At 73.8% G+C, this 16,202-nt stretch carries 18 protein-coding genes; 7 read left to right on the top strand and 11 right to left on the bottom strand.

What is annotated here, in order from left to right:
- The 4 genes from ADY59_RS32085 to ADY59_RS49090 all read right to left on the bottom strand — a co-directional run.
- The coding region (locus ADY59_RS32085) for a nicotinate-nucleotide--dimethylbenzimidazole phosphoribosyltransferase (protein WP_049570063.1) at positions 1-727 on the bottom strand (727 nt) is incomplete at its 3' end.
- Between the two features lie 14 nt (positions 728-741).
- Positions 742-1,587 (bottom strand): sirohydrochlorin chelatase, encoded by an 846-nt coding sequence (locus ADY59_RS32080; RefSeq protein WP_049570060.1) that lies wholly within the window; start codon positions 1,585-1,587, stop codon positions 742-744.
- A gap of 67 nt (positions 1,588-1,654) precedes the next feature.
- Positions 1,655-2,830, bottom strand: a complete 1,176-nt coding sequence (locus ADY59_RS32075) for a bifunctional cobalt-precorrin-7 (C(5))-methyltransferase/cobalt-precorrin-6B (C(15))-methyltransferase (protein WP_049570058.1) — start codon at positions 2,828-2,830, stop codon at positions 1,655-1,657.
- Between the two features lie 69 nt (positions 2,831-2,899).
- Positions 2,900-3,979: a GNAT family N-acetyltransferase gene (locus ADY59_RS49090; RefSeq protein WP_197093957.1), complete on the bottom strand. Its 1,080-nt coding sequence runs from the start codon at positions 3,977-3,979 to the stop codon at positions 2,900-2,902.
- Positions 3,980-4,087: 108 nt separating this feature from the next.
- Here ADY59_RS49090 and ADY59_RS32065 point away from each other — a divergent pair, with 108 nt between their 5' ends.
- Together ADY59_RS32065 and ADY59_RS32060 are read left to right on the top strand one after the other, a co-directional pair.
- Positions 4,088-4,465 carry a DUF2795 domain-containing protein gene (locus ADY59_RS32065; protein WP_231618999.1) on the top strand — a complete coding sequence of 126 codons (378 nt, stop codon included), beginning with the start codon at positions 4,088-4,090 and terminating at the stop codon, positions 4,463-4,465.
- A 3-nt stretch (positions 4,466-4,468) separates the two neighbouring features.
- Entirely contained in the window at positions 4,469-5,479 is a 1,011-nt protein-coding gene (locus ADY59_RS32060) for a baeRF2 domain-containing protein (RefSeq protein WP_049570051.1), read from the top strand.
- Here ADY59_RS32060 and ADY59_RS32055 read toward each other — a convergent pair.
- The 3 genes from ADY59_RS32055 to ADY59_RS32045 are packed head-to-tail and all read right to left on the bottom strand — an operon-like array spanning position 5,469 to position 8,159.
- Positions 5,469-6,053, bottom strand: coding sequence for a LutC/YkgG family protein (locus tag ADY59_RS32055; RefSeq protein ID WP_049570048.1), 585 nt, complete (start codon positions 6,051-6,053; stop codon positions 5,469-5,471). The two genes, ADY59_RS32060 and ADY59_RS32055, sit on opposite strands and share 11 nt — an antisense overlap.
- Positions 6,040-7,431 (bottom strand): lactate utilization protein B, encoded by a 1,392-nt coding sequence (locus tag ADY59_RS32050; RefSeq protein ID WP_049570046.1) that lies wholly within the window; start codon positions 7,429-7,431, stop codon positions 6,040-6,042. Before ADY59_RS32050 ends, ADY59_RS32055 begins: the two co-directional genes overlap by 14 nt.
- Entirely contained in the window at positions 7,428-8,159 is a 732-nt protein-coding gene (locus ADY59_RS32045) for a (Fe-S)-binding protein (RefSeq protein WP_049570043.1), read from the bottom strand. The genes ADY59_RS32050 and ADY59_RS32045 overlap by 4 nt, the downstream gene beginning before the upstream one ends.
- Before the next feature lie 95 nt (positions 8,160-8,254).
- Here ADY59_RS32045 and ADY59_RS32040 point away from each other — a divergent pair, with 95 nt between their 5' ends.
- The gene (locus tag ADY59_RS32040) at positions 8,255-8,962 is read left to right on the top strand and encodes a FadR/GntR family transcriptional regulator (protein WP_049570040.1); all 708 of its coding nucleotides are present in this window, start codon (positions 8,255-8,257) and stop codon (positions 8,960-8,962) included.
- Positions 8,963-9,021: 59 nt separating this feature from the next.
- Positions 9,022-9,912 carry a class I SAM-dependent methyltransferase gene (locus ADY59_RS32035; protein WP_049570037.1) on the top strand — a complete coding sequence of 297 codons (891 nt, stop codon included), beginning with the start codon at positions 9,022-9,024 and terminating at the stop codon, positions 9,910-9,912.
- A 48-nt stretch (positions 9,913-9,960) separates the two neighbouring features.
- Here the strand turns inward: ADY59_RS32035 and ADY59_RS32030 are convergent, their stop codons facing one another.
- Positions 9,961-10,809 (bottom strand): NAD(P)H-binding protein, encoded by an 849-nt coding sequence (locus ADY59_RS32030; RefSeq protein ID WP_049570035.1) that lies wholly within the window; start codon positions 10,807-10,809, stop codon positions 9,961-9,963.
- Between the two features lie 50 nt (positions 10,810-10,859).
- On the opposite strand from ADY59_RS32030, the gene ADY59_RS32025 reads away from it, so the two are divergent.
- Positions 10,860-11,576: a helix-turn-helix domain-containing protein gene (locus tag ADY59_RS32025; RefSeq protein WP_049570032.1), complete on the top strand. Its 717-nt coding sequence runs from the start codon at positions 10,860-10,862 to the stop codon at positions 11,574-11,576.
- Here ADY59_RS32025 and ADY59_RS32020 read toward each other — a convergent pair.
- Positions 11,565-13,025 (bottom strand): sulfatase family protein, encoded by a 1,461-nt coding sequence (locus tag ADY59_RS32020; protein WP_049570029.1) that lies wholly within the window; start codon positions 13,023-13,025, stop codon positions 11,565-11,567. The genes ADY59_RS32025 and ADY59_RS32020 overlap by 12 nt on opposite strands.
- A gap of 51 nt (positions 13,026-13,076) precedes the next feature.
- On the opposite strand from ADY59_RS32020, the gene ADY59_RS32015 reads away from it, so the two are divergent.
- Positions 13,077-14,078 carry an LLM class F420-dependent oxidoreductase gene (locus ADY59_RS32015; protein ID WP_049570025.1) on the top strand — a complete coding sequence of 334 codons (1,002 nt, stop codon included), beginning with the start codon at positions 13,077-13,079 and terminating at the stop codon, positions 14,076-14,078.
- Here ADY59_RS32015 and ADY59_RS32010 read toward each other — a convergent pair whose 3' ends face one another.
- Complete coding sequence (locus tag ADY59_RS32010) at positions 14,079-14,780, bottom strand: siderophore-interacting protein (RefSeq protein ID WP_197093956.1); 702 nt, start codon at positions 14,778-14,780, stop codon at positions 14,079-14,081.
- A 28-nt stretch (positions 14,781-14,808) separates the two neighbouring features.
- Here ADY59_RS32010 and ADY59_RS32005 point away from each other — a divergent pair, with 28 nt between their 5' ends.
- Positions 14,809-15,207 carry a MerR family transcriptional regulator gene (locus ADY59_RS32005; protein WP_049570067.1) on the top strand — a complete coding sequence of 133 codons (399 nt, stop codon included), beginning with the start codon at positions 14,809-14,811 and terminating at the stop codon, positions 15,205-15,207.
- On the opposite strand, the gene ADY59_RS32000 is transcribed toward ADY59_RS32005, so the two are convergent.
- Positions 15,191-16,177, bottom strand: a complete 987-nt coding sequence (locus ADY59_RS32000; protein WP_049570019.1) for an NAD-dependent epimerase/dehydratase family protein — start codon at positions 16,175-16,177, stop codon at positions 15,191-15,193. The two genes, ADY59_RS32005 and ADY59_RS32000, sit on opposite strands and share 17 nt — an antisense overlap.
- Between the last annotated feature and the right edge of the window lie 25 nt (positions 16,178-16,202).

The following is a 16,202-nucleotide window of genomic DNA, read 5'->3' as shown; positions in this document are numbered from 1 at the left end:
GGGGGAGGTGGAACGGGGGGATGGCGTTGGCGTGGAGGGCTTGGCGGACGGTGCGGATCTTGAGGGCGTGGGTGGCGTCCGTGATGCCGGTGCCCCGGCCCGTGACGTCGGCCGGGTCCCGGCCGGTGAAGGCGGAGATGAGGGCCGCCGAGGCCGTGGTGTTGGCGATGCCCATGTCGCCGGTGATGAGGCAGCGGGCCCCGCGGGCGACGAGGTCGCGGGCGACGGCGATGCCGGCTTCCAGGGCCTGGACGGCCTGGTCGACGGTCATCGCGGGCCCCTGGGACAGGTCGGCGGTGCCGTACGCGATCTTGCGCTTGACCAGGCGGGGATCGTCCGGGAGGTCGGCGGCGACGCCGACGTCGACGACGGTGACCGAGGCGCCGGTCTGGGCGGCGAAGGCGTTGGCGACGGCGCCGCCGGCCAGGAAGTTGGCCACCATCTGGACCGTGACCTCCTGCGGCCACGGGCTGACTCCCCGGGCGTGGACGCCGTGGTCGGCGGCGAAGATGGCCAGGGCGGCGGGAGTGGGCATGGGCGGCGGGGTGACGCCCGCCGCACCCGCGAGCCGTACGGCGACGTCCTCCAGGGCGCCGAGCGAGCCGCGCGGTTTGGTGAGGCGGTCCTGGTGGGCGCGGGCGTCGTCGAGCACCCCGGGGTCGGCGGGGCGGATCGCCGCGAGGGCCTCGGTGAGGCCGGCGGGACTGGACTCGGTCTCGGCGGGCACGGCACAACCTCCGGTCACGGGACGAGTTGGAGCGCTTCCTCGTAGCGGTCGATGACGACGTCGGCGAGGGTCTCGCAGTCGCCGATCACCTCGGCGCAGCGGATGTCGAGGTCGGGGTGGCCGGCCCCGTAGGCGAGCGCCTGCGCCCACACGCGCTCCAGCGTGGCGCCGGCGAACAGCAGGTAGGGCACCACGATGACGCGCTTGGCGCCGAGGCGGCGGCAGCGCTCCAGGCCGCCGGGCACGCCGGGCGGGGTGAGCGAGACGAACGCGGTCTCGACGGTCATGAAGTCGTAGGCGTGCGTCTCCCAGAACAGCCGCGACACCCGGTGCACCTCGGCGTTGGCGGCCGGGTCGGTGGCGCCCTCGCCGACCAGGACCACGGCCGTCTCTCCGGGCTCGACGTGCGTCTGGAGGCCGTCGGCCAGGAGCGTGTCGACGGCGCGCAGGCGCGGCCGGGCGCCGACCAGTTCCAGCGGGCGCATCCGGGGGATGTCGGCGGCGGCGTCGTTGAGCCGCTCGGCCAGCAGCGCGAGCACCCGGGGGTCGGGGCCGAGCGGGCGGCCGTAGTCGTACATGAGCGTGGGGTGGCGCTGCTGCTCCAGCTCCAGGGCGGCGGGCAGGTCCTCGGCCAGCCGGTTCAGGCTGAGCGGCATCGCCACCAGCCGGTGGTGGCCGCGGGCGACGAGGGAGGCGACGGACTCGCTGAGCCGCGGCGTGGCACGCTCCAGGTAGCCGCCCGAGACGTCGGCGGCCTGCTGGTCGAGCCGGCAACGGAGTCGATGGACGAACCGGCCGAACTCGGCGGAGTCGGCGTCGTCGTTCGAACCCTGCCCGATGAGCAGGAGCGGGGGCTTCATGGGAAGGGGCTCCGGTGCGTAGAGGAAGACACGCGAGGATAACCGATCGGCACCGGTGGGCGACAGGTCACGCTGTGTGCGCGGGTGTCGCGTGCACGACGAAGACGGGGTCGGCGGCGGCCAGGCTGTGGGAGCCGTCGGCTTCGAGGGCGATCCTGGCGGCCAGGATCTGGCTGCCCTCGGCCCGGTAGCCCTGCTCGCGCAGCAGGCCGAGCACGGTGGGGACGCGTTCGACGGAGTTGAGCGCGCACACCAGCGAGCGGGGGCGGCGGGCGGCGCAGGCGGCGACCACGTCGGGGCCGCCGCCGCCGACGAACACGGCGTCGGGGTCGGGCAGCGGTTCGAGCGCGGGCGGGGCCTGTCCCCTGGTCAGCGCCACCTTGACGCCGTAGCGCAGCACGTTGGCGCGCAGCCGGTCGCAGGAGCCCGCGTCGCGTTCGACGGCGACGACGGCCGCGCCGAGCCTGGCGCACTCGACGGCGATCTCGCCGCCGCCCGCGCCCACGTCCCACACCAGGTCGCCGAGCCGGGGGCCGAGCTTGGCCAGCACGTACGCCCTGACCTCCGGCGGGAGCCGGGACTCCAGCGGCAGCGCCCATTCGGCGGGGCCGGGACGCGCGCCCGCCACCCAGCTCGGCTCCGCGGGCCGGTGCAGCGGGTCGAGGACGAGCACCACGTCGGGGTCCTTCCAGGGCCGGGTGGTGGCCTCGCCCATGCGGCTGTGGGTGACGCGCTCGTCGGGGCCGCCGAGGTCCTCGCAGACGATGAGGGCGCGCGGCGTGGTCGGAGCCAGTTCCCTGGCGATCTCGCCGGGGCCGACGCCGGGCGCGACGACCAGGGCGACCTTGGGGTGCGCGCGGCAGGCGTTGACGACCCGGTTGAGCTGGTGGGCTCCGGCGGGGGCGACGACCAGGGCGTCCTCCCAGTTCAGCCCGGCGCGGGCGAAGGCGCGGGTGACCAGCGAGGTGGCGGGCAGCACGTCCGGCTTGAGCCCGTGGGCGCGCAGCGCGCGGACGGCGCCGAAGAAGCCGGGGTCGCCGGCGGCGAGCACGACGGCGGGGCCGGCGCCCTGTTCGAGATGGTCGTCGAGGGTGTCGAGGAGGGCGTCGTCGGAGGCGGTCCCGGCGGTCAGCGCCAGCCTGCCGAGCAGGGTGGCGGGTCCGACGACGAGCGTGGCCGCGCGCAGCCGGTCGACCGCCTCGGCCGACAGATCGGAACCGTCCCACCCGACCACCGTGATCATGCGCCTCACCGTCCCTCGTACCCAGAGTGACGGTTCGCCCGGCTTTTCACCATGGGGCGGGCGAGCCCTTCAGAGCAGGTCGGCCGGGACGAGGCTGAACACCAGCAGGTCCTGGCCGCCCAGCACGGCCCGTTCGACGCCCTCGCGGACGAACCCGGCCTTCTCGGCGACGCGGCACGAGGCCGTGTTCGAGGGGGCGGCGCGCAGCTTGAGTCGGTGGAAGCCGTGCTCGGTGAACAGCCAGCGGGCGACGGCGGCGACGGCCTCGGCGGTGTAGCCGTGGCCGCGCGCCCACGGCGCGGCCATGTAGCCGACCTCGCAGGTCCGGTTGACCCAGTCGACGTCCCTGACGTCCAGGCTGACGAGGAACCGGCCGGTCGCCGGGTCCGCCGCCGCCCAGGCGGCGCCGTGGCCGCGCAGCCGGATCCGCTCGGCGGCGGCGACCCAGGAGCGGGCGTCGTCCTCGGTGTAGCCGCGCGGCACGCCGGTGTCGGCCTGGGTGAGCGGGTCCGCGCCGGTCGCGGCCAGATCCGGTACGTCCTCCTCCGCCAGCGGCCTGAGCAGCAGGCGCGGGGTACGCAGTTCGGCGCGGGGCAGGGTGGCGGAGGGCAGCCGGCTGTCGTCGCGCAGCAGCCCGAACATGACCAGGTCGTGCGGCCCGTCGTCCTCCAGCACGGCGGCACGCAGGACGCCTTCCCAGGTGAAGCCCGCTTTCTGCGCGACGCGTAACGACGGCAGGTTGTCCAGGTTGGCCGTCAGGTCGATCCGGCGCAGCCGGGTGGCGGAGAACACCCAGGCGGTCAGCCCGCGCAGCGCCTCGGTGGCGAAGCCGCGGCGCCGGTAGAGGGGGTGCACGCCGTAGCCGACCTCGGTGGTGCCCGCGCCCCAGGAGGTCTTGAACAGGCTGATCGCGCCCACGATGCGGCCTTCCGCGTCGGTCATGGCCAGGTGCCTGCCCTGGCCGGAGCGCTGCAGTTCGTGAACCCCGTTCGCGAGCCACTGCCTGACTCCCGACAGGTGGCCGGGCGCGCCCGGCGGCAGGAAGCGGGCCCGGGTCTCGACGACGGAGCGGATCCGGGCCTCGTCCGCGGGGCCGAACGACCGGAGCACCAGCCGTTCGGTCGTGATGTCGGCGTCAGCGTCGAACACGTTCGGCAGCGTACACATGGGTGATGTTTGTCCACCAAAGCGGGGGTAGGGGCGCTTTGGGGAGGAGTGACATCTATGGAACGCGGAAGCTCGAAGCACGGTCCTCGCATGGATGAGCATCAGAAGCAGGAGACGGAGGGCCTGGTCCGGGGCGGGGGCACCTCGCACGCCGAGGAGTGGAAGGAGCCCGAGCCCATGCCCGCGCCCGGCGAGGAGGAGTCCGTGCGCAGCTACGCGCCGGGACGTGAGCCGGGAACGCCGGAGGGCATCAGCGCCGAAGGGGTGGAGATCCGCAGTGACCTGGCCAAATGGCTCAGCGACGCGGGTTTCCCGGCGAAGAAGGGAGACCTGCTGCGGCACGCCCGCGAGATGGACGCCCCCGACAAGGTGACGGAGATCCTGCAGTCGCTGCCGGAACGCCGCTTCACCAACATGGCGGAGGTCGCCCAGGCTCTCGGGCTCGGCGTGGAGAAGCGGAGGTGGTGACCCGTGCGGCTCGACTTCATCCGTCCCCTCTATGAGCGCCGCGGGCCGTACGCGTCCGTGTACGTGGGCGCGATCACCGAGCGGGACAGGTCGACGCAGTGGACGAGCCTGCGCGACCAGCTGGAGCAGGCCGGGGTGACCGTGCCGGAGGCACTGGAGGACGAGGTGCTGCGGCCGGCGCCCGGGCGGGCGGTGTTCGCCGCCGGGGGCGAGGTGGTGCTGGCGGAGACGTTCGGCGGGCAGCCGGTGCCGCTCGCGCACGTCTCGCCGCTGCCTCTCGTCACGCCCATGCTCATGCGGCGCGGCGAGAGCGTGCCGCACCTGCGTGTGATCATCGACCACGCGGGGGCCGAGGTCAGCGTGTACGCCAACGGCTCGCCCCGCACCGCGACCATCGAGGCCGAGTCCTGGCCGTTGCAGAAGACCGCGCAGGGCGGCTGGTCGCAGAAGCGGTACGAGCGCGCCGTCGACGAGACCTGGGAGAAGAACGCGACCGCCGTCGCCCACGAGATCGACGAGCAGGTGCGGCGGATCGGCGCGCAGCTCGTCCTGGTCGCGGGCGAGCCGAAGTCACGCTCGCTGCTCGGCGACCACCTCGGCACCAAGTCCGCCGACCGGATGCTCATGGTCGAGCACGGTCACCGCGGCGACCACGGCGGCTTCGAGCGCGACGTGCAGAGCGCGCTCGACACCTGGCTGGACCGGCGGCGGGCCGAGCTGCTCGACCGCCACCGCGAGCAGAACGGCCCCACCGGGCTCGCCAGGGTCTCCCAGGCCCTGCGCGACGGCCGGGTGCACGCCCTGCTCCTGCCCGGCGAGCTGCCCGGACGCGTCTGGACGGGCGACAGCGCCACGCAGATCTCCACCGACGCCGGCGAGGTGCGCGCGTGGGGCGTGGCGGACCCGATCGAGGAGCGCGCCGACTCGGCGCTGGCCAGGGCGGCGGCCATGACGGACGCCGAACTCTGGTTCACCGACGAGGTGGCCGACGTCGCGGCGGTGCTCAGGTACTGACGATCACTTCGAGCGTCCTGGGGCCGTGCACGCCCTCCACGCGGTTGAGCTCGATGTCGCTGGTGGCCGAGGGGCCGCTGATCCAGGTGAGCGGGCGGGCCGGGTCGAGCCGCGCGACCGCCTCGGGGACGCCCGCGACGATCTGATCCGCCCGCACCACGCACAGGTGGTAGTCGGGCACCAGCGTCTGGGCGCGGGTGCCCTGGCCGGGGCCCGCGTCCAGGACGATCGTGCCGGTCTCGGCGATCGCCACGGCGCAGCCGGTGACCACGCCGCCGGCGGCGTCGAGGTCGGCCAGCGAGCCGCCGGCCCGCTCAGCCTCACCGGCCCACTCCTCCGGCAGGCCGTCCGGGACGACCATCCGCCTGCCCCGCACCAGCTCCGCGATCTTGGCCGGCACCTCGGCCGACGGCAGCACGTGCACGATCGCCCGGTAGTCGTCCACCCGCTCGGCGAACAGGCCCACCAGGTCGTCCACCCGGGCCGCCGTACGGTAGCCGCGCGGGATCCCGACCTCCGGCGCGTCGCGCACGGCCTGCCTGATCCGGCCGAGGATCTCCTCACGGGCGCTCATGACGCTCCCACCAGTCTCTGAACGATTCTTCCGGGATCTCGGGCAGGTCCCGGGTGTCGGTCCAGGCCGACAGCGGGCCGGGCAGCCTGCGGGGCACCAGCTTGCGGAAGCGGGTGGCCAGCCGCTGGGCCTTGGCGAGCCGTACCTCGTTGCCCAGCACCCAGCCCGCCACCCGCATGCCGGCGCGCTCGGCGCGCCCGTGCGGGGCCTTGGCGCGCAGGTCGACCAGCACCTCGGGGATGTCGATCGCCACCGGGCAGACGTCGTAGCAGGCGCCGCACAGGCTGGAGGCGTACGGCAGCGAGGCGTCCAGCTCCGAGCCCATGCCGCGCAGCTGCGGGGTGAGGATGGCGCCGATCGGGCCCGGATAGACCGAGCCGTAGGCGTGGCCGCCCGCGCGTTCGTAGACCGGGCACACGTTCAGGCAGGCCGAGCAGCGGATGCAGCGCAGCGCCTGGCGGCCAACCTCGTCGGCCAGCACGTCCGTGCGGCCGTTGTCGAGCAGCACCAGGTGGAAGTCCTGGCCCTCGGTGGCGCCGGTCCACATGCTCGTGTACGGGTTCATCCGCTCGCCGGTCGAGCTGCGGGGCAGCAACTGCAGGAAGACCTCCAGGTCGCGCCAGGAGGGCAGCAGCTTCTCGATGCCGACCACGCTGATCAGGGTTTCGGGCAGCGTCAGGCACATGCGCCCGTTGCCCTCGGACTCCAGCACGACCAGCGTGCCGGTCTCGGCGACCATGAAGTTCGCGCCGGAGATGGCGACCTTGCTCCTGAGGAAGCGTTCGCGCAGGTGAAGCCGGGCGGCCTCGGCGAGCGCGGCCGGCTCGTCGGTCAGGCCCTCGGGTGTCTCGGCCATCTTGTCCAGGAAGATCTCGCGGATCTCGGCCCGGTTGCGGTGGATCGCGGGGACCAGGATGTGGCTCGGGAAGTCGTCGCCGAGCTGCACGATCAGCTCCGCGAGGTCCGTCTCGTACGCCGTGATGCCATGTTCGGCCAGTGCCTCGTTGAGGCCGATCTCCTGGGTCGCCATCGACTTGACCTTGACCACCTCGCTCTCGCCGGTGGCCTTGACCAGGCCGGTGACGATGCGGTTGGCCTCGGCGGCGTCGCGGGCCCAGTGCACGTGGCCGCCCGCCCCGGTGACCGCGTCCTCCAGCTGGACGAGGTAGCGGTCGAGGTGGCGCAGGGTCTCGTCCTTGATGGCCTTGCCGGCCGCGCGGAGCTCCTGCCAGTCGGGCAGCTCGTCCACGACGCTCGCGCGCTTGCCCCGGATGGTGTGGGTGGCCTTCCGCAGGTTGAACCGGAGCTGCGAGTCTTGCACCGCTTTTTCAGCATTTTTCGGGAAATTGCCGGGCATGCCGAGGAAAGTGCCGCTCATCCCGTCGCCTCCGTCGTGGCCAGGATCTCGGCGAGGTGCATGATCCGTACGCCGGCCTTCTGCCGGTTCAGGGTGCCGCCGATGTGCATCAGGCAGGAGTTGTCCGCCGCGCAGAGGACCTCGGCGCCGGTGCCGAGCACGTTGCGCACCTTGTCGGCGCCCATGGCGGCGGAGACGGCGGGGTTCTTCACCGCGAACGTGCCGCCGAAGCCGCAGCACTCCTCGGCGGCCGGGAGCGGGACCAGTTCCAGGCCGCGCACGTGGCTCAGGAGCCTGGCCGGGCGGTCCCCGAGGCGCAGGCCGCGGAGGGAGTGGCACGTCGGGTGATATGTCACCCGGTGCGGGAAATATGCCCCCACGTCCTCCACCTTCAGGACGTCGATCAGGAACTCCGACAGCTCGTACACCTTCGGCGCAACCTCCCCGATCGCCGCCGCCCCCCTGCTGCCGGGCCGCACCAGCTTCGGGTATTGCTCGCGGACCATCGCGGCACACGAGCCGGAGGGCGCCACCACCGCGTCGTAGCCCGAGAACACCTCGGTGAAGTGGCGCGCCAGCCGCACGCCCTCCTCGCGGTAGCCGGTGTTGACGTGCATCTGCCCGCAGCACGTCTGCGCGGCGGGGAAGTCGACCTCGCAGCCCAGCCTGCGCAGGAGCGACACGACGGCCTTGCCGGTGCCGGGGAAGAGCGTGTCGTTCACACACGTGATGAACAGGGCGACTCGCACGCCTCTCCTTCAGGTATGGTCGGACCACAGTATGGTCAGACCATATCCGATGGCATCGGCGGACCGCATCCCCGCCGCGCTGCGAGGGGGCTCCGTTGACCGACACCCGCTGGCGTCCCGTCAAGCGGACCCGCACGTTCGAGGAGGTGCTCGCGCAGATCGAGCACCGCATCTCCGAGGACGGGCTCACCGCCGGCGACCGGCTCCCCGCCGAGCGGCAGCTCGCGGAGCAGCTCGGGGTGAGCCGGTCGTCGGTACGCGAGGCGATGCGCGTGCTGGAGACCCTCGGCGTCGTGTCCTCCCAGGCCGGCCGGGGCCCCGACGCGGGCGCGGTGCTCGTCTCCCGCCCCGACACGGCCCTGGCGGACCTGCTCCGGCTGCACCTCGGCCTGGCCGGCCTGGAGCTGCGCGAGGTGGTCGACACCCGGCTGATGATCGAACGCTGGGCGGCCGGCCACGCGGCCACCGCCCGCGCCGACACCTCCGCCCTGGCCGCCGCCTACGCGGGGATGGCCGGGGCGCGGACGCCGGAGGAGTTCGTGGAGCACGACACGGCCTTCCACTGCGCCATCGCCGACGCCTCCGGCAACCGGCTGACGGGGGCCATCATGCGGTCTCTGCGCGACTCGATGAGGCGGTACGCGGTGGAGGCGGTGGAACGGCTGGGCGACACCTCGCCGCTCCAGGCGGACCACGAACGCATCCTGACGGCCATCGCGGCCGGCGACCCCGAGGAGGCCGCGCGGGCGGTGACGGACCACCTCGCGCTCGCCTACCCGTCGCTCCGCCAGGAGACGCCGTAGACGCGCCGGCGCCGTAATTCGCTGGCGGCGCTCCGAGCGGCCTCGTTAGTCTCGCCCGGGTGATCTACGAGCATCCCCTGGCCTACCTGCTCGGCGTCGAAGGGGTCGCGCTGCTGCGCTCCTTCACCGGCGCGCACGACCCCGAGTTCGTCGAGGCCCGCATCGCCGAGATCCGCAGGCTGCTGGACGACGAGGCCCTGGCCGACGCGGCCGTCGAGGTCGCGCGCGTGGAGACGGCCGAGGGATACCGCATCTGGTCCGGCACCTACGACGGCCCGAACGGCCTGTTCGACATCGACGAGCCCATCGTGGCGGAGATCGTCGGGAAGCTGCCGCAGGGCGTCGCGCTGGACGCCGGCTGCGGCACCGGCCGGGTCGCCTCGGCGCTCGCCGGGCGAGGTCACCGGGTCATCGGCGTGGACAGCTCGCCGGACATGCTCGACCGGGCCCGTGCGCGGGTGCCGCAGGGCGAGTTCCTGCACGGCGAGCTGCACCGGCTGCCGGTGCCCGACGACGCCGTGGACCTGGTGGTCTGCTCCCTGGCGTTGACGCACGTCCCGGCGCTCGGGCCCGCGGTGGCCGAGTTCGCCCGGGTGCTGCGGCCGGGCGGCCACCTGGTGATCACCGACATGCACCCCGACGGGGTCGCGCGCGGCTTCGTCCCCACGGTGCGCCTGGCGGACGGGCGGCCGGGGCGGATCGCCACCTTCCACCACCCGGTGGGCGACTATCTTCGGGCCGCCCTGGCGGCCGGGCTGCGGCTACGCGCCTGCGAGGAGCCCCGGCTGCCCCGGGGCCCCCGGCCGACCGAGGTCCCGGCGACCTCGGAGGCGGTCAAGGTGTGGGACGTCTGGCCGTGGATCCTCACGTCCCTGGTGCCCGAGGCCACCGACGCCGCACACGGCGACACGCCCACGATGATCATCTGGCACTTCGACCTTCCCGGCTGACCCGGGCGCCGCGTGCACCTGGCGGACCGCGACCGCCGGACGCGACGATCAGCTACGGGTGAAGGCGGTCAGGTGGGCCTCGGCCCAGGTCTCGTACGACGCGGCCGGGCGGCCCAGGATCGCCTCGACGGTGCCGGTCACCCCCGGTGACCCGCCTTCCTTGAGCATCGTCCATCCCGACGACGCGATCCCGGCCAGCACCGGGTCGGCGCCGGCGGCGAGCATCTGCTGCCGGGCCGCCTCGACCGGCACGTCCACGGTCTCCAGGGTCCGGCCGAGCAGCCGTCCCAGGATCGCCAGCTGGTCCGGGACGCTCAGCATCGCGGGTCCCGTCAGGTCGTGGGCGCGTGACTCGTGTCCCGGCGAGGTGAGCGCCGCGACCGCCACCGCCGCGACGTCGCGCGGGTCGACGACGGGCTGGGCGCCGTCGCCGGTGAAGTTGGGGATCGGCGTGCCGGACGCGACGGCCCCGGCCCAGGCCAGGGAGTTGGACGCGAACCCGGCGGGCCGCAGCAGTGTCCAGGCCATGCCGCTCGCCTCCATGGCCTCCTCCCCGGGCCGGTGCCAGGCGCCGGGGTCGGCGCCGTCGCGGGTGCTGACCGGGATGGCGGAGAGCTTCACGACCTTCTTGACGCCCGCCACGCGGGCCGCCTCGACCATGGCGAGGTCGTGGCGGGGCAGCGCCGAGCCGAAGGCGGTGGCGAGGAAGGCGGTCGTGACGCCGTCGAAGGCGCGGGCGAGGGAGCCGGGATCGTCGTAGTCGGCGCGGACGACCTCGCCGGCGGCGGGGGCGCGCGCCGGGTCGCGGACCAGGACGCGGACGGGCTCGCCTCGGCCGGCGAGCAGTCGGGTCACGTGGCTGCCGATGGTGCCGGTGGCACCGGTGATCAGGATCATAGGATCAAAGTGCCAGCGCACCCGCCTGCGACTATAGGAAGAATCGGCACATGATGGACGACGTCCCCTTCCATGTCCGCGAGCCCGACACCACCGCCACGGTGGCCTTCCGCGCGGGCCCCGGCGACGGGGGCGAGCTGTACGTGCTCGGTCCCCGGACACGTGCGTCCTACCTGGAGCCCAAGCGGATGCCGCACTGCGTCACGGTGCGGCTGCGGCCGGGACGCGCCCGGCCGCTCCTCGGGGTGGCGATGGACGAGCTGGTGGACCGGATCGTGCCGCTGCGCGAACTGTGGGGCGCACGGGCCGGCCGCCTGGCGGGCGAGCTGGCGGTGGCGACCGGGCCGGCGGGCGGCGACGGCTGGGAGCGGCGGGCGAGAGCGCTGATCGAGGCGGCGTTCCTGGACCGGCTGGCCGGGCAGCCGCGTGCCGACCTGGAGCGCGGGCATCTGGTCGACGCGGCGGCGCGGCTGCTGCCCGGCTCGGGCGTGCGCGCGGTGGCGAGCGAGCTTGGGGTGAGCGAGCGGCATCTGCGTGACGTGTTCACGGCGGGCGTCGGGGTCGCGCCCAAGCGGTTCGCCAGGATCCACCGGGTGCGGCGGGTGCTGGGCGAGGTGTGCCGCCGGCCGGCCGCCGTGCTGGCCGCCGACGCGGGCTACTACGACCAGTCGCACATGACGGCCGAGTTCCGCGAGGTGATGGGGGTGCCGCCGAGCGCCTACCGGGCGGGCCGGCTGCCCGCGCCGGCTCCGTGCTCAGCCGCGTGAGTCCGCGATCCGGCACGACTCCCCGGAGCAGGCCCGCATGCCGTCCAGCCGGGCGCGCAGCCGCGCCACCAGCGCCGGGTCGGCGTCGGCTGCCAGGTTGTCGAGCTGGTACGGGTCCGCGCGCAGGTCGTAGAGCTGCTCCTCCCCCGTGTCGTACCTGACGTAGGTGTAGCGCTCGGTGCGCAACGCCTGATACGGGGGGACCGGGGTCTGCGCGGCCGACGACCGCTTGGCCGGGCGGGCGAACTCGACCAGCACGTTCCTGCGCCACCGCGCGGGCCGCTCGCCACGCAGCAGCGGCACCAGCGAGCGCCCCTCGGCGAACGACGGCACCTTCGCCCCGCCGAGCTCGGCGAACGTCGGCGCCAGATCGACCGTCGCGCCCAGGTCGGTGATCGTGGTCCCCGCCCGCACCCCGGGCCCGCGTACGGCCAGCGGGACCCTGATGGCCTCCTCGAACGGCGTGGTCTTGCCCTGCGCCAGCCGGTGCGTGCCCTGGTGGAAGCCGTTGTCCGAGCCGAAGAACAGGTACGTGTTGCCCAGCTTGCCGGTCTCCTCCAGGGCGGCGACCACGGCGCCGACCAGGTCGTCGACGCCGAGCATGGCGCGCAGCCTGTGGCGGTGGCGCCGGTCGACGCCGTCGAGCTCGCGCTGGTCCAGCGGTGGCCTGGAGCGCAGCCAGAGGGGCTCCCCGCTCACGTCCTCCTGGTTGAACGACGGCGGCCGGGGCGCCCGCGCCCAGGTGAAGGCGTCGGTGTGGCGCAGCGCCGGGTTGGCCGGCAGGTGCGGCGCGATCGGGTTGAGGAACAGGAAGAACGGCCGCCGGGAGCCGGCGATGAAGTCCCGCGCCTTCTCCGCCAGCACGTCGCCGAGGTAGTCCTGCTCGCCCCAGCCGTACTCGGTCAGGCCGCCGTTGGCGTTGAGCCGGTAGCCGTACTCGTCGTACAGGTTGCGCACGGGGACGTGCCATTCGTCCCAGCCAGGCGGCACATAGGAGCCGGGGGCCGCTCCGCCCGGATAGTGGTTGAGGAACTTGCCCATGAGCGCCGTGCGATATCCGGCATCCCGCATCCAGGTCCCGATGGTGGAACGTTCCAGACCAAGGTCATGGAAGCGCTCGAATCCCCCCTCGGGCCGGGTGTTCGTCCAGACACCGTGACTGTGGACGTACTGGGACCGGAGCACCGAGGCACGTGACGGACAGCACCAGGAGTTCGTCACGAAGAACCGGTCGAACGAGGCACCCCGCTGCACGATATGCCGCGAAATATTCGGAAAATAATGCAGATTTCCCGCTTCCAGGTCGTCCGCCATGATGAACACGATGTTCGGCCGCGCCCTGCCGGAGACGACCGTCGGCTCGGCCGCGGTGAGCAGGAGGAGCGGGACGCACGCCAGAAGCCGCAGAGCCTTGAGCACGAATGCAGACGTCCCCGGATGATCCCGCATTGACACGCGCCCCCGCGCCACCCGTAATGGAACTTGATTCGGGAGGTGCCCATGAAGCTCGGCCTGAACCTCGGCTACTGGCAACGCCACGCCGACGACGCGACCGAGTCCGTGCTGGCCGCGGAACGGCTCGGCTACGACTCCGTGTGGACCGCCGAGGCGTACGGCAGCGACGTGTTCACCCCGCTGGCCTGGTACGGCGCGCGCACGTCACGCATCAAGCTGGGCACCTCGATCGCCCAGATGTCGGCCCGCCCGCCGGTCACCACCGCCATGACCGCGATGACCCTCGACCACCTGACCGGCGGCCGCCTGCTGCTCGGCATCGGCGCCTCCGGCCCGCAGGTCGTGGAGGGCTGGTACGGCCAGCCGTTCGCCAGGCCGCTGGCCAGGACCCGCGAGTACGTCGACATCATGCGCCAGGTGTGGCGCCGCGAGCACCCGGTGACCGGCGACGGCCCGCACTACCCCCTCCCCCTCCCGGGCGGGCTCGGCAAGCCGCTCAAGCCCATCACCCACCCGCTGCGCCCCGACATCCCCCTCTACCTGGGCGCCGAGGGCCCCAGGAACGTCGCCCTGGCCGCCGAGCTGGGGCAGGGCTGGCTCCCGCTGTTCGCCTTCCCCGGCAAGATCGAGGAGATGTACGGCCCGGCCCTCGCCGGCCGGAGCCCCGGCTTCGACATCGCCGCCATGGTGATGGTCGTCATCTCCGACGACGTCCGGTCCGCCCTGGACGGCGTGAAGATGATGCTCACCCTCTACATCGGCGGCATGGGCGCCAACCACCGCAACTTCCACGCCGACATCATCGGCCGGATGGGCTACGCGTCGGCCGCCGAGCACATCCAGTCGCTCTACCTGGCCGGCCGCAAGGACGAGGCCTTCCGCGCCATCCCCGACGAGCTCGCGGACGGCATCTCCCTGGTCGGGCCGCCGGGCCGGATCAAGGAGCGCCTGGAGCTCTGGCACGACTCTCCCGTCACGTCCCTGCTGGTCATGGGTCCCCGCGACGAGCCCTCCCTGCGCGTCGTCCGCGATCTGGTCCTCGGCTGATCAGTCGAGCCCCCGCTTGCCGGGCGCCCAGAAGGCCTTGAGCCTGATCGCGTCCCGGGGCCAGCCGCGCTCCCGTACGAGATGGGCGCGCACGGCCTGGCAGGCGCGGGCCTCGCCCGCGACGTACGCGGCGCCGGGAGCGCCGGGCAGGTCCAGCTCGCGGACGGCGCGGACCAGCGCGTCCGCGTCCGTCCCGCCGTCGCGCAGCGGCCAGGCGAGCTCGCCGGCGCGGGGCAGCGGGAGGCGGTCGCCGGAGGTGAGGACGGCCCCGCGGACGGGGCCGCCGAGCCCGCGCAACATCGCGCCGAACGCCACCGACGCCGTCTCGTCACCGGCGAACAGGTGGTACGGCGCGTCCCGCCGCACGATCAGCCGCCCCTCCGGGCGCATGACCGCCGTGGTGGCCCCGGGGACCGCCTCGCGGGCCCAGCGGACGCCCGGACCCGCTTCCGGGTGCTCCAGGACGCACAGGTCGAGCCGGCCACGCGGGTCGTAGTCCCACACGGAGTACGTGCGGAGCGAGTCACGGAAGCCGCGGAGCGAGAGCAGGTTGCCCACCCGCACCCGCACGTGCTGGCCGGGCAGCCAGTCGAGGACCCGCAGCGCGTCGCCGGCGAGCCGGATGCGGCGCATGCGCGGGGTGACGTTCTCGATCTCCTCGACGACGGCGGGCAGCAGGAATCTGTCGATCACGTTGCTCATGCCGGCCACGATGAAGGTTAATGTGGACATGAAGTCAAGCGGCATGACGATCGGCGAGCTGGCCGCCAGGTTCGGGCTGCCCGCGCATGTGTTGCGCCACTGGGAGAGCGCCGGGCTGCTGACCCCGGCCCGGCACGAGAGCGGCCACCGCCGCTACGGCGAGACGGACGTGCGGCGGGTGGCGGTGATCCTGATGGGCAAGGAGGCCGGCCTGAGCCTCGCCGCCCTGCGCGAGCTGCTGTCGACCGGCGACCCGATGGACCACGCCGGCCTGCTGAAGGGCCACGTCGCCGCACTGGAGCACCGCATCGCCGAGGCGCGGGCGGCCAAGGAACTCATCGAGCACGCCCTTTCGTGCCCCCTCCCCTTCGACGCCTGCCCTCATGCGAGGGCCCGGATCGACGCGCGGATCAGCGAAGGGCGCTGAGCAGCTCGCGCTCGCGGCCGGCGCTGAGCCCGGCCCGGCGTTCGCGGTCGAGGCCCTGCTCGCGCTCCCAGCGCAGCGTGTCGGCCAGCATCTCGGCTCGGGGCCGGTGGGTGAGCCCGGCGGCGCGCGCGGCGGCTCCGGGGCGGGCCGACCAGCCTTCGAAGCCCGGCTCGGCCAGCCACATCGGCAGCGACTCGGGCCCCATGTATTCGGCCACGCCGTTGGCCAGCAGCCAGGCCGAGCCGGCGGTGACGACCGGGCCGGTGTGGCCGCCGATGGTGCGCGACAGCTCGATCCACTCACCGAACGGCACGATCGGGCCGACGGCGTCGAAGGTGCCGGTGCGGCCCTTCGCCGCGGCGTCGAGCAGCCAGGCGGCGAGGTCGCGCGCGTCGACAGCCTGCGTCGGGCAGTCCGGCGCGTCGGGGACCAGCATCGGCCCGTGCGGGTCGCGCGCGGCGCGGGCCACCCAGTAGCCGGAGCGGCCGCTGTGGTCGCCGGGGCCGCCGATGAGCCCGGCGCGGGCGATGAGGAGCCGGTCGCCCACGGCGGCGGCCGACGCCTGCTCGCAGGCGACCTTCGCCTCGCCGTAGAGCTCGCGGCCGACCTCGCTCAGGTCGGTCGGCGCGAGCAGCTCGGTGGACTCGTCGGCGCCCAGCGCGGCGTGCGAGGCGTAGGCGCTGACGGAGGAGACGTAGGTCCAGTGCCCGGCCCGGCCGCCCAGCGCGTCGAGCGCGCCGCGCACGAAGCCCGGCTGCCACGACACCTCGACGACGGCGTCCCAGTCGCGGCCGAGCAGCGGCTCGTACGCCGAGGGGTCGCGCCGGTCGGCGGCCACCAGCGTCGCGCCGTCGGCGACCTGCCCACTCTCACCGCGGGCCAGGCACGTCACCCGATGACCGCGCTCTATCGCCTGCCGTGACAGCTCCCGCCCCACCCAGGCGGTGCCGCCCAGAACCAAGATTTCCATCCCGTCATCCAAGCACCACGCCCAC

The organism is Nonomuraea sp. SBT364 (genome assembly GCF_001083785.1).
Classification (GTDB): domain Bacteria; phylum Actinomycetota; class Actinomycetes; order Streptosporangiales; family Streptosporangiaceae; genus Nonomuraea.
The sequence above is the reverse complement of the archived record's forward strand: the minus strand, read 5'-3'. Positions and strand labels throughout refer to the sequence as shown.

Excerpts from the sequence above, each read along its gene's own strand:
- ADY59_RS32080 (WP_049570060.1), bottom strand. The coding sequence starts at position 1,587 with ATGAAGCCCCCGCTCCTGCTCATCGGGCAGGGTTCGAACGACGACGCC.
- ADY59_RS32000 (WP_049570019.1), bottom strand. The coding sequence starts at position 16,177 with ATGGAAATCTTGGTTCTGGGCGGCACCGCCTGGGTGGGGCGGGAGCTG.
- ADY59_RS32015 (WP_049570025.1), top strand. The coding sequence starts at position 13,077 with ATGAAGCTCGGCCTGAACCTCGGCTACTGGCAACGCCACGCCGACGAC.
- ADY59_RS32065 (WP_231618999.1), top strand. The coding sequence starts at position 4,088 with ATGGATGAGCATCAGAAGCAGGAGACGGAGGGCCTGGTCCGGGGCGGG.
- ADY59_RS32020 (WP_049570029.1), bottom strand. The coding sequence starts at position 13,025 with ATGCGGGATCATCCGGGGACGTCTGCATTCGTGCTCAAGGCTCTGCGG.
- ADY59_RS32025 (WP_049570032.1), top strand. The coding sequence starts at position 10,860 with ATGATGGACGACGTCCCCTTCCATGTCCGCGAGCCCGACACCACCGCC.
- ADY59_RS32030 (WP_049570035.1), bottom strand. The coding sequence starts at position 10,809 with ATGATCCTGATCACCGGTGCCACCGGCACCATCGGCAGCCACGTGACC.
- ADY59_RS32075 (WP_049570058.1), bottom strand. The coding sequence starts at position 2,830 with ATGATCACGGTGGTCGGGTGGGACGGTTCCGATCTGTCGGCCGAGGCG.
- ADY59_RS32055 (WP_049570048.1), bottom strand. The coding sequence starts at position 6,053 with ATGAGCGCCCGTGAGGAGATCCTCGGCCGGATCAGGCAGGCCGTGCGC.
- ADY59_RS32050 (WP_049570046.1), bottom strand. The coding sequence starts at position 7,431 with ATGAGCGGCACTTTCCTCGGCATGCCCGGCAATTTCCCGAAAAATGCT.
- ADY59_RS32010 (WP_197093956.1), bottom strand. The coding sequence starts at position 14,780 with ATGAGCAACGTGATCGACAGATTCCTGCTGCCCGCCGTCGTCGAGGAG.
- ADY59_RS32005 (WP_049570067.1), top strand. The coding sequence starts at position 14,809 with ATGAAGTCAAGCGGCATGACGATCGGCGAGCTGGCCGCCAGGTTCGGG.